The sequence below is a fragment of the Sulfitobacter mediterraneus genome (assembly GCF_016801775.1).
Classification (GTDB): domain Bacteria; phylum Pseudomonadota; class Alphaproteobacteria; order Rhodobacterales; family Rhodobacteraceae; genus Sulfitobacter; species Sulfitobacter mediterraneus_A.
Genome location: NZ_CP069004.1, coordinates 128,522 through 141,730 on the forward strand (window position 1 = coordinate 128,522; position 13,209 = coordinate 141,730).

General features: G+C 53.7%; 11 protein-coding genes. 6 read left to right on the plus strand and 5 right to left on the minus strand.

The window, feature by feature from the left end:
* Window positions 1-2 precede the first annotated feature (2 nt).
* Window positions 3-467, plus strand: coding sequence for a helix-turn-helix domain-containing protein (locus JNX03_RS00565; RefSeq protein WP_231024101.1), 465 nt, complete (start codon window positions 3-5; stop codon window positions 465-467).
* Window positions 464-1,039, plus strand: a complete 576-nt coding sequence (locus JNX03_RS00570) for a PIN domain-containing protein (RefSeq protein ID WP_203210568.1) — start codon at window positions 464-466, stop codon at window positions 1,037-1,039. Before JNX03_RS00565 ends, JNX03_RS00570 begins: the two co-directional genes overlap by 4 nt.
* A gap of 54 nt (window positions 1,040-1,093) precedes the next feature.
* On the opposite strand, the gene JNX03_RS00575 is transcribed toward JNX03_RS00570, so the two are convergent.
* Window positions 1,094-1,690, minus strand: coding sequence for a DUF6088 family protein (locus JNX03_RS00575; RefSeq protein WP_203210569.1), 597 nt, complete (start codon window positions 1,688-1,690; stop codon window positions 1,094-1,096).
* A gap of 228 nt (window positions 1,691-1,918) precedes the next feature.
* Here JNX03_RS00575 and JNX03_RS00580 point away from each other — a divergent pair, with 228 nt between their 5' ends.
* From JNX03_RS00580 to JNX03_RS00595, 4 genes are all read left to right on the plus strand, one after another.
* Complete coding sequence (locus JNX03_RS00580; protein ID WP_231024102.1) at window positions 1,919-2,191, plus strand: helix-turn-helix domain-containing protein; 273 nt, start codon at window positions 1,919-1,921, stop codon at window positions 2,189-2,191.
* Between the two features lie 268 nt (window positions 2,192-2,459).
* Window positions 2,460-2,762: a helix-turn-helix domain-containing protein gene (locus JNX03_RS00585; protein ID WP_058260762.1), complete on the plus strand. Its 303-nt coding sequence runs from the start codon at window positions 2,460-2,462 to the stop codon at window positions 2,760-2,762.
* Complete coding sequence (locus JNX03_RS00590) at window positions 2,755-3,975, plus strand: type II toxin-antitoxin system HipA family toxin (protein ID WP_203210570.1); 1,221 nt, start codon at window positions 2,755-2,757, stop codon at window positions 3,973-3,975. The genes JNX03_RS00585 and JNX03_RS00590 overlap by 8 nt, the downstream gene beginning before the upstream one ends.
* A gap of 307 nt (window positions 3,976-4,282) precedes the next feature.
* Window positions 4,283-4,480 (plus strand): hypothetical protein, encoded by a 198-nt coding sequence (locus JNX03_RS00595; protein ID WP_035262952.1) that lies wholly within the window; start codon window positions 4,283-4,285, stop codon window positions 4,478-4,480.
* Between the two features lie 263 nt (window positions 4,481-4,743).
* Here the strand turns inward: JNX03_RS00595 and JNX03_RS00600 are convergent, their stop codons facing one another.
* Genes JNX03_RS00600 through JNX03_RS00615 form a run of 4 tightly spaced genes read right to left on the minus strand, consistent with a single transcriptional unit; the run spans window position 4,744 to window position 13,177 of the window.
* Complete coding sequence (locus JNX03_RS00600; RefSeq protein ID WP_203210571.1) at window positions 4,744-6,030, minus strand: McrC family protein; 1,287 nt, start codon at window positions 6,028-6,030, stop codon at window positions 4,744-4,746.
* 6 nt (window positions 6,031-6,036) lie between these two features.
* Window positions 6,037-8,451, minus strand: coding sequence for an AAA family ATPase (locus tag JNX03_RS00605; RefSeq protein WP_203210572.1), 2,415 nt, complete (start codon window positions 8,449-8,451; stop codon window positions 6,037-6,039).
* A gap of 41 nt (window positions 8,452-8,492) precedes the next feature.
* Window positions 8,493-11,933 carry an AAA family ATPase gene (locus JNX03_RS00610; protein ID WP_203210573.1) on the minus strand — a complete coding sequence of 1,147 codons (3,441 nt, stop codon included), beginning with the start codon at window positions 11,931-11,933 and terminating at the stop codon, window positions 8,493-8,495.
* Window positions 11,930-13,177 (minus strand): metallophosphoesterase family protein, encoded by a 1,248-nt coding sequence (locus JNX03_RS00615; RefSeq protein WP_203210574.1) that lies wholly within the window; start codon window positions 13,175-13,177, stop codon window positions 11,930-11,932. Before JNX03_RS00615 ends, JNX03_RS00610 begins: the two co-directional genes overlap by 4 nt.
* Between the last annotated feature and the right edge of the window lie 32 nt (window positions 13,178-13,209).

A 13,209-nucleotide genomic window follows, 5' to 3' on the forward strand; every position in this document is an offset into this window, starting at 1 on the left:
CCATGATGATGCAAGCAAAAGAAGCGTTCGCAGAACGTTTGCCGGATCAGGTTGAAATTGAAAATGCTGACAGTCTTCGCCGAATCCTTGCCTCGCAAGTGAACGGTGATGAGGCAGTTGAGCTGAGCCTGGCACTTGGTAAGAAACAGATCGAACCGGTTACGTTGGCCCCAGCCCTCGCTGCATCCTTGATGGAGTTGTTGCGGTTGGTGTCAAGCGGCAGAGGGTTCCGGATGATCCCTGTGGATGCAGAGTTGACCACTCAGCAAGCGGCCGATTTATTGAATGTGTCGCGCCCACACCTCGTGAAACTTCTAGAAGAAGGGGAAATCGCCTTCTTCAAAACAGGTCGCCATCGCCGTGTGAAAGCAGCAGATCTGTTTGAATACAAAAAGAAACGCGACTCTGATCGCTCTGACGCACTGTCTGACCTTGCCGCGATGGACATGGAGAACGATCTTTTATGAGTGACTATGCCGACCGTTTCACGGCACTGATTGACGCAAATGTTCTGGCGTGCGCGATGCGGAGAAACATAATCTTGTCGCTGGCCGAGGCCGGATTTTTCCGACCTCGGTGGAGCGATAGAATTATGGATGAGACTGCCGGTGCAATAGCCAAGATTACGAAGGGCGGGGCCGACACTAACAAGCAGCGTTCCGCAATGGAGCGCGCTTTCCCCGAAGCATGCGTTACTGGGTATGCTGGTCTTGAAGCCGGTCTAGAGTTGCCTGATCCTGATGACCGCCATGTTCTTGCTGCGGCGATCACAACATCCGCTCAGGTCATTGTGACGGAAAACCTTAAGGATTTCCCAAGCGAAGCACTCGTCCCTTTTGACATCGATGCAATCTCGGCCGACGAGTTTATTTCTGATGCAATCGAACTTGACCCACTCGCAGCTGTAGTTGCCCTGCGGAAAATGCGTGAGCGGTTCAAAAATCCTGATATGGACGCCGAAGCATTATTGCAGCGGATCAAGGCTCGAAAGCTATTTCAAACCGCTGAAATTTTGCACGAATACGTAGAGCTACTTTAGCCTTATGTGGCGGTAGATCGCACTGGAGACGGTCTCCAGTGAACACGTAGATATCTATCTACGCTCTACAATCTGTCGCACGATAGGATGCATCCATGCAGGGACGTGTCTGCTTTGCTTAGCCAATAGCTTCCGATCATTGTCGTCCAGATCGCGTGCAATCCGGTCGACGATTTGACTGTCCACATGGTCCTTGCCGATATAGCGCAACGCCTGGAAGACAACCCCAGTCTTGTGTCCTGCGCCGACCAATGTTTTGGGGGATGCTTTGCGGAACTGGATGACTTGCTGTCCAACTTTCTTAGTGCGGGTTGGGCCGTCGGTCATATAGGTCGGCTTGGATGGTACCTGAGTGGAAAGGCCCAACTGATTGGCCGCCATCGAAGGAGAGGGTTGCAAAATTTGCCCATCCTTTCGAGCAACAGCCTTTGCGATGTCATCGGCGGAAGGCGACAGAAACCCGAAGCGCGGGCTCTTCTTCGGGTAGTCATACAGCCCCCGCGTCAGTCGCCGGATCACACCCTGATCAGTAAGGCGTGACAAGGCCTGATCTACGCTTGCGCGGGATCCGATGTCGAGAAAATCGGTCGGCGCAAAGATTGCGCCGCGATCTTTTCCGATGATGCGTTGCTTTATGTTTGACGTAATCATGTTCGACTCCTTGTCAGAAATAGAGGTGTGTTTTTCTGAAAGTCAACGGGCCATGGAACAACCCCTCGGTAGGAGCAACTGGTATAGGGCAAAAAGTAGAACTGGTGTGAAATTTACGCTACAGCGCAAGAATAGGAAAATTACGCTGCAGCGTAAGTTGTCGTGGGCTAGACTGCTACGTTTATGATCCTTAGACCATATAGAGAGTTTATGATCTAGGCATCATAGGTGGCGCTGGAGGCAGGCTTGCAGAACTTCGTTCGAATTCCCCGAGATCTTGGACATGCGATCCGTCAGGCTCGTCGAGGGAAAAACTTGACGCAGGCCGATCTCGCCACGCGCAGCGGCGTTTGGCAGGAAACGATATCGAAAGTTGAGGCCGGGCGGGGTGGCACAAAGCTCGACACGATCTTGGCGCTGTTGGCAGCCCTCGACCTAGAGCTTTTGGTCAGCACACGCAGTAAGGGCTCCACATCTGATTTTGACAACATATTCGACTGAAGTTCCTCAGTGAGGGAGTGACAGCCGTGAAGTCGCCGCGTTTTTTTGTTCCCAGCGCGTGTGACGCAGGATACTGAGCCTGAAGGTGCAATCGGATGAACGGGCTATGTTTCGTAATGGTGACTTTAATGCGCTCAGTGTTATGCTGAGGTAACATAGATCGTGATGCGAGCAGGGGCGTTGGATCGTCAAGTTAAGCGGTGAAAATTGACATTAATGTTCTCTCAGTGTAACATATATAAGCTTTATGTCGCCTGGAGATATCATTATGGCTGTTCCGATCAAAATGCCCAGGGCGGCGCGTAAGGAGCTCGTGGCACTTGGGGAAAACATTCGTGTTGCACGACTGCGCCGTAAACTGACCGCTGAGATTGTCGCGCAGCGTGCTGGCACAACGCGGCAGACCATTGCCAAGATCGAAAGCGGGAACCCTGCAGTCAAAATCGGCACTTACGTGGCCGTACTGCAGGCGCTCGGCCTTTTGAAAGGTTGGGGGGATATCGACGATCCAGTTGGCGAGCAGATGGCCCTGGATGACCTCCCGCAGCGTGCGAGACTGAAAAATGGTTGAGGTCTGGATCGATTGGAAGGGGCTGAAACGGGTCGGCACGCTCCACCGCACAGCGGGGCGCGGCCGAGAGCGGGTGTCCTTCAACTATCATGACGATTGGCTTGCTGACGAAAACGCCTTTGGGCTTTCGCCGGACATGCCTCTCGTCAAAGGGCAATTCGTGCCTGAGGCAGGGCAGGACATGCTCGCACCGCTTGGGGATTCTGCCCCTGACACCTGGGGCAGAACGGTGATGCGGCGCTATGAGGGGCGCATGGCAGAGGCCGAAGGGCGACGTCCGAGAGTGCTGCAAGAAACCGACTATCTGCTTGGGGTGAATGACGAGACCCGTTTGGGTGCGCTGCGCTTCAAGGTTGATGATGACTTTCAAGCGCGCGAAGGCATCGGCGTACCTGCGCTCGTGAGCCTCGGTGATTTGCTTCATGCGTCTCAGCGCGTTCTGCGCGGGGAAGAGACTGCTGAGGACCTTCAAATGCTGTTTGCTCCGGGAAGTTCCCTCGGGGGTGCTCGCCCGAAGGCCAGCATCCTCGACCAGCACGGCCGCCTGTCTGTTGCCAAGTTCCCGAAAGAGACGGACACCTATTGCGTGGAACGCTGGGAGGCCATAGCGCTGGAGCTGGCAAGGCGCGCTGGAATTACAGTCTCGGATCACACGCTTGAGATGGCTGGCAACAAGCCTGTTTTCTTGTCCCATCGGTTTGACCGGAACGATGGCGGCAGGATCCCGTTCATCTCAGCTATGGCGATGCTGGGCGGCAAGGATGGCGAAAGCTACAGCTATTTGGACCTGGCAGATATCATCACTTCAGAAAGCGTAACGCCCGACCAAGACCGCGAGGAACTCTACCGGCGGGTTGCCTTTTCCATTCTCGTGACGAACCTCGATGACCATATGCGCAATCACGGATTTCTGCGTGGGCGTGGCGGATGGCATCTCTCACCAGCCTACGACATCAATCCTGTGCCGAACCAACCGCGTGTGCTAAAGAGCCATGTCGACGATGACAACCCGGATGCCAGTATCGCCCTGCACCGCGCGCAACATGACTCCTATCTTCTCGAACGCGGCGAGGCAGATCGCATCATTGCCGAGGTGGCCGAAGCGACTATTGCTTGGCGTGATGTTGCCCGTGCCTTGGGGGCTCCAGAGCGAGAGATCAGGGAGATGGCAACAGCCTTCGAGCACGAGGAAGCGGATCTGGCGCGCGCGTGAACTGGGGCCGCTGTTGAATTGGATTGACCGAAAGTCGTTTGGCTGCAGCGAGATTTTGAGGTCCTTGGCCATTCTGATGCGTTACGACGTGGCAGTCGATTTTGGAGTGCCGAACTCAGATCCTCAACGCCGTGTTTCTGATTGCTGAACATAAGCGGGCAGCCGTAGCAGGCGCGGTGCAAGCCCCGCTTCAACAAGAAAATTCCCCTGCGCCAGCGCATTCCTCGCGAGACAAGTTTCTCGCTGACAGCCCCTTGGTGCCAGCTTTGGTCATGTTCATCGAAACACTCAAAGCGAGGATCAAAAGATGGCTACTCAAACTCTGAAACTGAACGTCAAATCCGGCGAAAAAGACGGCAAGAACTTCTGGGACCGCTGCGGCGTGCTCTTCGTGAACACCGACGACAGTGGCAACATCACGTCGATCAACGTCAAACACAGCATGTTTCCCGACGTCGAAATGGTCGCCTTCCCACGTCGCGACGAAGATCCGGTCACCGAATGACCTCAATGCCAGGGCGGGGTTCCCGCCCTGGCTTTCTTTTGGGGCGATAGAGCTAAGCTGTAGTTCGGCTTTCAGGTGAAATTTCGTGGGCATGGCGGATTGATTCCGCGGTATTCACTTCGCTATCGGCTGGACTGTGAAGGTGTATTCGCACCCCGTCGCCGGTGCCCTTGGGTTTTGTGTCAAACGCTGTGTTGGACACAATAACCTGAAACACGGTGTTTAACACAGTGTCGGCAAACACTTGCGAAAACACAAGGTCTCTACGAAATCGCAACAGATGGTGCGGGTGCAATCTGCTCAAACAAATCTCGCCACTGCTCTGGAGAGCGCCGCTTTGTAATGTCCACGGTCGCAATCGTAAGAGGAATCTCAGAGCCGGTTACAGACCACTGACGCAAAACGCCTTCCGATTTCCCTAAAGCTGCATGGTGAGGATACAGGAGCACGAGCCTCGGCATTGCTCCATCGGTCGCATAGCTGTGGCCATAGGCGAGCATCTGATAGATGTCCGGCTGCGCGACCCCGAGCCTTTGCGTGTCGGTAGGATCGAGTTGCTTCCACTTCGTATCAATGATCACCGGCTCATCAGTATAGTCGATGACAATATCGGGGATCATTCGGAAAAGTTTATTGCTCAAAGCGTGGTGCTGAAAATGCTGCTTATGAACGATGCCGCGTCCGAGTGTCTGCTGAGCGCGACGGGCGACGTAGCGTTCAAAAAGATCGTTCATTGGGAACAAGAGGGCCGTCCCAGTCGTGTTTCCCGACGTAGTGTTCTGCCAATCGCCTCTTAAGAACAGTCGCGCCAATGGCACCAAGTTGGAGAAAGCCGTAGCACTACGATCATTCTTAATTGGTTCCGCCAGCGGGTTTTGAGAACGACCAACGTCCCTAAATACATCTAGTATGATCTGCAGATTTCTTTGGGTCGCCGAACTCCAGCTGATGCCACGCAAACGCAGAGTAGCGGCTTTTAAAAGGCGGTTCATTGGTGTGTTTTCGGAGAGCTCGTCGAACTCGCAGAAGAGCTTTGTCGGGGCCACGGGCCGCTTGGTGAGTTGTTGCCCAATATTGATTGCCCCACGAACAAAAGGCAGGTCGTCCTCTTGACCCTTATAGCGCCTCTGGATGCCACCTTTTATCGCTTTTGTCAGCCTGCGGGCAAAGAGCGCGATGAGAAGTTCAAGTAAGTCTCGCCGCTGAGTTTGAAGTTGAGCCAATTCGCCATCTGAGACCCGAAGATCATTTGCAACAGAGAGCATTCGGACAAGCGCTAATCGGCTCTCTGACTCTGTGCTGTTAATCTTCGGAAGTATTTCCAAAGATCGGCCTTTGTAGCTCAGAACACCGCAGACTTGGCCCGCTTTGAGACCTCCAACAACACGGTTGAGCACAGCCCCTTGTGGCAATCGCAGCTCCCGGGCGGCCCGCTCACCCGCTTTGAAGAATGCCTCAGCCTCGTTCTGATGAATTCCATTCTCACCGATTGGGAATACACCCCACTCGCGCTCGATCAAAACCGATTGGTGATTAGCGAGTTTGGCCATTTAGGGTTAGCCCGACTGCTTCTGCTGAACGGACCCGATCAATTCATCGTATGCGTCACGACCGTACTGTCCGAGCTCAAGATAATTGTCTACGTATCTGTACCTTTCGTCTTCGTACGCTTCATCCACACCGGGTGGGGCCGTTAGCCGCTCTCTGCGCAGGAATGCATTTCCACCACCGAGTATGGCCCGAACGCGGCTAAGATCTTCGTGGAAATACTCCTTCAGAAGCGGAATGATCTTGTTGGCGATGACCTCATCCAGCTGCTCCAAGTTTTCAACGCTCGTGAAGTATGCATGACCGATCAGGTGATCTGCGCCGAGATACCATTCAAGTCGCTTGTTGATCGCCTCGAGAACACTGTCCAAACCGATACCCTCAAGGACGATATCGCTCAGGAGTTCGGGGCGAGGAGGAATTTCTTCGAAACGAAACCGCCTACGAAGTGCTGTATCGAGAAGCGCAATTGAGCGGTCTGCCGTATTCATTGTGCCGACGATGTGAAGATTTTCTGGGAGCGCAAAGCGGTCCCCTGAGTAAGGCAGAGTTACCGTCAATTCATTTAGGGCACCCGCACGCTTGTCTTCTTCAAGCAGAGTGATGAGCTCGCCCAGAACCTTTGAAATATTAGCTCTGTTGATCTCATCTATGATTAGAACGTGAGGCGGATGGGGCGCATCCTTCGAGGCAGGCTCTAAATAGGCAAGCAAATTGGGCCAGTTTATCTTATCGTGGAACAGCTGATAGATCGACTGTTGCGAGAGGTTACTAGCGTAGATGTCTTCGACCTCTATGCCGTTCTCGTCATCAGCGTGCCAGCGCCATTCAACGCCTCTTCGGTGCGGATGTCGTGCCTCTGGATCAAAGCTATAAGGCCCGGTAACTACGCCTACTGCACGAACCCTCTTGTTACCCTGACTGGCGATCACAATATCACCCGGTCGCATGTTGTTGCGAAGCTGGTTAAGCATTTCGATATTGGGGTTCTTGCCAGTCGTTTCGTCCTCGCCCGGCTCCTGTCGCCAACGTTTATACACAGCGTCGTAGGTGCCGAATTTCGGATCGGACCAGTCGATCATTCCACCGTAGCCTAGAGAGACCAAACCCTTCTCGTAAGCTTCGGTTCGAATTTCTTCGTCTTCTGGACTCCACGCTCGGCCTAGCGACACTTTGAAAACCCGCCTGTCGGAGTAATCGGCTTGTGAGTTGGCTTTCGCAGGCCTTTGCTTTGCCCGTTCCGCAATGCGCTTCAGCACACCAGGACGAGCGACCAATCGAAATCCCACTGACTGAACTGCCCCAGGATCGCCCTCGTCGTTGTCAGTCTCCGGACGTAGACCTTCGATGAATTCCTCGTAGCTGTAGCTCTGATGGAAGGTGACAAACTCGACACGCCGCTCTCCGTAAAGTTCGTCATATCGTGCCATGATGTCTTCGCGCTTTGCTGGAGCATGACCGTCGCAGATAAGCACAGCACGCTTTGCCGTCTCATATGTCTTACCTGTGCCTGGTGGGCCGTAGAGAATGGTATTGAGGGATGTTGAAGCCGAAGGTTCTACGCCTTGGTCATTCTCTTCAATGTCAGCTTTTTTCTTCGGAACAGAAACAACATCGTCAGGCGATGGTTTCCAGCGATCTACGATACCTTCCAAATAGAAATCGATTGCCTGGCCCTGTTCGGTTTCAAGGCGCTGGCGCAGTTCCTTTAGCGATTGATCGATCTCAACCAGGTCGCGTTTGCGCACTTCTTTCAGTGGGACTTCCTCAAAGGCAGCGAGGATCGCGTGTTTGTCGCGAACGGTACTGATGCGCTCGAAGTTGTCTGGGAACAAGAGGTTGCACAGGATGTGCCTGAATTGCCGGTTTTCGCCATCTGGCACCCAGGTAAGCCAAAGCGCGAAGTCCCAAGCCGAAGAGGCGAGTTGCTTTTGCTCTTCGGATTGCTTTGACTTGAAATCCCGCAAGGCATTGATCAAAAAAACAAACTCACGCCATCTGTGCGTGTTGTACGCCGTGCCAGTATGGCCTAATCCACCGAGAGGTTCATCGCGAAGAAGTGCGTGGTCTTCATCCAGCGTATCGCCCGACCATGACCAAATGCGGCGAATGTCTTGCCTTTTTTTCGGCGTTGAAATGCGAGATGCGAATAGAAGAATGAGCCAGTGCAACTCCGCCATGAGCTGCTTGCACTGCGGTGAGCCGCCGGAGAGTTGAGCCTCAAGTTTTTCGAAGAAGTCTCCTTCACCGGCATCAAGGTTTTGAACGAAGCGCTCGTCGAGTTCGTCAAGAAGGTCCTTAGTCCACAGGTGGCTATCGGAGACGAAGACCGAGCCATTCGCTAAGAGGCAATTATCGCGCCAATACTCCGCGGCCTCGTAAACGGCGTCTGCGCTGTCTTCGTGTGGGTTAAATCGTGCCATGTGCTTTTCACTTCTTATGGATTGATCAATAAGCTAAAAAATCAAATTTCATGGATCGTCACTCTGTCTTCGCACACGTCTTTCGCGAGCTCAACGACGTGCTCATGGTGTGTGAAATAAAGCGCCTGTCCTTGCATCGAAATCTCTCTCAAGAGCCCAAGCGCTGCTGCTGTTCGTGTGTTGTCGAAGGTTTCCATGATGTCATCAGCGACGAATGGGAGCGTGGTGCCGCTTGCGCTGTACTGGCGATACCCTGCAAGCCGCAGGGCAAGGTAGAGCTGGAACCGTGTGCCCTTTGACATCTCGGCAACTGTAATGGAGCGACCGTCTCGTTTTCGGAGAGCGAGAAGAACTTCGTGCTGGCCATCGGACTGTGTTCGCAATTCGGAATATTCGCCTGCCGTTAAAGTGCGAAACGCAGCTTCAGTATCCGCAAGCATCTTGCTGCGGTGATCGTCTCGGTAGTTTGAGAGGGCTTGCTCGGCTGCAAGAACTCCCAGCCGAAGGCGAAGCACGGCTTTCGCCCGATCTTCAAGATCGATCAGCACGGTCTGACGCTTCTCCTCGAGTTGAGCTGGCGCGTTGTCTCCCCCCACTTTTTCAAGCGCGTCTTTTGCCGCGCGCAAATCCCCGACCTTTTGAGCATAGTCTGCCTCGGCATCCTCTAGGTCTTTGTCGATCCCTTCACGGCGCGCTTCCAGGTCCAATACGCTCTGATCAGCAATCAGGCTTTGAGCCTCCGATACATCCCCCACATCTAAGCGCGCCAAAATCCGTGCGCGTAACTCGGCTGCATCTTTTTTTGCGCGATCTGCTTCGAAGGCACTCTTAAGCGCAGCTAAGAGGTCATCCAGGTTTTCAACGGCATGAACATCTGCAAATGGCTCAGCCATTTGCGCCAAACGTTTGGTGATTGCGTCCAGAGCCGCCTGAGCTTCTCGTGCTGTTTCTTGCGCCTCCTCGATCTTTGAAGTGAGGTCGTCATAACGTTCTTGAGTTGTTTCTGCTTGATCGAGCCGACGCTTCAGACGCTCTGCTAGAACGAGGGGTTTTGCATCTTTGGGTTCGCCTACGGCTTCAGCAAGTTTTTCGATCTCTTCAACGAAGTGCTGATGATCATCCTGCATGGCTTGGATACGACGCTCCAGCTGGCGCTTGTCTCCGTCTTTCGCAGCCAATCTTCTTAGGGTCGAGACCTTCCAGCGAAACTGCTCCAGGTCTTGTAGGGCAGGGGGAAGTTCCGCAACTTCGCGATCCCAGCTCGTCGTTATTTCCGATAGCGCCTCGGACAGCTCTGTGACGTCCGTTTCTCTGTTTTGGACGTCCTTCTGTGCTTTCTCGAGCGCACGCTGGTGGGCCTCGATTTGCGTCTGCGCCTTTGTATTCTGAATGACTTTCGCACGCGCTCGATTGCCAAGTTCCTTAAGACCCAGCGCATCATCTGTAATGCCAAGCGCGCTCTTCAGTTTGGCCTCTGCAACAGTAACAGCCTCTCCGGCACCTTCGGCAGCAGCTCTCTTGGCATTTACGTCTAACAGGGATTGCTGAGCTACTGAGAGATGTGACTGCCAAGCAGGTAAGTCTCTTGGATCGACACTATCTGGCAGGTGAAGCTTGTCTAACAAGGATGCCGTGGCCTCGGCCTCCTCCGTCAGTGCAGCTTCTGCAGCTTCCAAGTGACGTGTTCGGGTTTCTAAGGTGGTCTTGGCTGCGGCTACGTCGACCTCCAGCTCTTTGAGGCGTGCCAATTTCTCTGCGAAACCAAGTCGAGCCTCTTGGAGAGAATCGTCTTTCGACAAGGCATTCTCAAAAGAGATCGCAGAACTTTCGCTCAAATCTTTACGGTGCTCCGCCCAAAGATCGTCTCGCTCAGCGCGCGCATGTTTAGCATCATCGTCGACTGTAGCAGCGTCACCTGTTTCAAGTGTTTGCAGTCTCGCAAACCGTTGATCGTACTCTACCTCCGCTTCTTCCTGCGCGGCCTTTGCTTTGTCGAGCTTGCCGAGAAGGTCATCGTACCTCTCTGCTGCCCGCTTCGCCTCGCGTTCCGAGAAACTCAGCGAGCCAAGATCGGACAATTTGCCCTGCCACGGAACAAGTTTGGCTAATGCGGCGTTCAGGGTCGTTTCTGCCGAAGAAAGCTCTCTATTCGCTGTCTCCTGATCTGAAATCAGGCGCTCGGGTTCGATGTCCGCAAGCAGTTGTTCCAGGTTTTCATCGATTAATGCGGCATCAAGTGTCGGCGCATCCTCTTTTGTGAGGTCTTCCAGGTTCTGCTGGGCAGTAGTGACCTCTTTGTTCGCAGTCGCAAGACTTGCTTGAACATCAGAATATTGTCCGGCGATGTCTTCAAGCTGGGACAAAAGCACTTCGGAAAGCACGCCCTCGTCTGCGCTTTCAAGTTTTAGTTCCGTGGCAAGATCAGCAATCTCTTCTTCTAAACCAGCTTTCTCGGCCACTCGCTTTGGAAGATCCTCTTCCGCAGTCTGGGCGCGGGATTTTGGCGCATCTAAGAGGATCGTCAGCGCGTCAGCCGCATTCGTGATTGTGTCATCAATCTTAAGGCCATCTCGCTTTTCTTGCTCTGCTTCCAGCCGAAGAGTTGTTTGCCGAAGTTCGGTTTGGGCCTCGACTTGCTTCAGCTTCAAATCCTGCGCTTCATCCACCCAAGTTACTGGAACGCTGGGGTAGGCCGCCGTATTGGCAAGCGTATCTTCATAATCTCGGAGGGAACGGATGAGAGGGATGCATTCGATCATCGCCTCTACGCGTTGCTTTTCATTTAGCAGCCCATCCCGTGTTGTTTTGGCCGCTTCCATGAGCTTTTGCGCACTATCACGCTCATCTTTCAGTCTTCGAAAGCTGCTCGCAGGCACATCAAGTTCTCGGATTTCATCATGCAGTTCCTTAAGAGCGCGTTTTGCGTCAGCGAGTTCTGTCTTTCTGGCGCGCTTCTTGTAGAAGAGGTCCACTTCGGCCCGGGCCGTCTCAAGAACTGACCCGAGATCAGAAAGCCCGGCAGCAGCCGAAAACAGTAGTTCGCCAAGGTTCCCTTGGCTCGCTAGTATATCGTCGCCACCAGCTTCAATAGTCTCGTCGTCTAGTGAGAACATTGCCTGGTATTGATCGCGATCGATGCCATCGAGCGCATGCAGAAGTACGGCGGGGTTGGCTAAGTCTCCTGAAGGCGTGATCAGATCATTCTTGTTGCGCTTGATCCGAACGAGTTCAGTCGGTGCTCCTTCGATCTCGAGCACAGCGCCAACCCGCATGTTCTCGTAGTCATGCAGGAAGTTGTATTTGCTCCTCGCGGGGATGCCGAAGAGGAGGTCGAGATAGCCCTCAAATGATGTCGTCTTGCCTGCTTCGTTTGGTCCAAAAATGATATGCAGGTCTGACTTGCCCTCTTCGCGCGGACCAAAATCGAGCGAGAAGTCGGTAAAATGACCGAACCGGGTTAAATCGAGCCGACGCAGCCTCATGATGGGGCCTCGACGTCGCCCGCCATCATCCGGGCCGTAATGTCTTTGATACCCTGTTTGAGGAGTTCACGAACAACATCTGTCTGCTCAGCTTCGCTATCGCCAAAAGCCTGCCGGAGCTCCGGGGGAAGGTCGGCGATCAGCTCTTCAGCATTTTGCTCCGCGCGCATCAGGAAAGTGGCGTTGTCTGTCAGCGCGTCCATCAAGTTTGAGAGTTCTCGCCGTGGATCATCACCGGTCACAGGCGTGGTCGGCGGAGTAAGGTGATTGACGATTTTGTCGATCCAAACCGATCCCTGCGCGCGGGCGAGGTTTGATACTTGTTCTAACAGCAAATCGTGGTCTCGCCGCAGACGCCATGCAAGTGGCGACGAGCCAATGAGTTCAAGCCGCAAAACCGAATGGTCTGAGGGTGTCATAGCTGTCGATCGCAACTCCGCATCGATCACCTCGAGAGCATCTCTCCAATCGTCAACAGCGTCGAGACAGATATCCCTGCGGGCGAATTCTACCGTTGATATAAAGCGTTCTTCTAGAGACACATGGCCGTCATTGACGCTCACCAGAGTAACGGATTTTGGACCAGATTCTCCAATGTCTCGGCCTTGCGGCATCCCCGGCATGACAATGTGTGGAACCTCAGAATGAACTTGCCGGATATGGACATGACCGAGAGCCCAATAATCAAAACCATGCGATTGCAAGTCATTGATGCTGCAAGGTGCGTAGGTGTCGTGCCCGGCCGCACCAGCTAAACTCGTGTGCAGCATTCCAATGTTATACAAGCCCGATACTGGTTCCTTGTATTTTGGAAGAAGGCTTTCAGGTGCCTGTGGTTTGGCAAAACTGACGCCATGGATCGCTACGCCGTGGTCACTGAGCTCAACAATGCCACCGTGACCTGTGAAAACGTGAACGTTAGGCGGCAGCTCAAGCTCGCGGGTTAGTACACTTTCCGCATCGTGATTGCCTCTGATCATGAAAACTGAAACTCCAGCTTGGTGGAGGCGCTCCATTTCGCTCACTAGAAAGGCCGCGGTTTTCATACTCCTCATATCACCGTCATAGAGGTCGCCCGCGATCAGCAGAGCATCCACGCTTTCCTCTAAGCAGAGGTCCACGATGCGCTCCAGCGCACGTCTTGTCGCGTTGCCAACAAGATCAGCAAGGTCCTCGTCTTTCAGCGCCAGGCTACGAAGTGGCGCATCAAGGTGGAGATCGGCGGTATGAATAAAGCGAAACATTTGATTTTAGACACATCACGTCAGAGAAATTC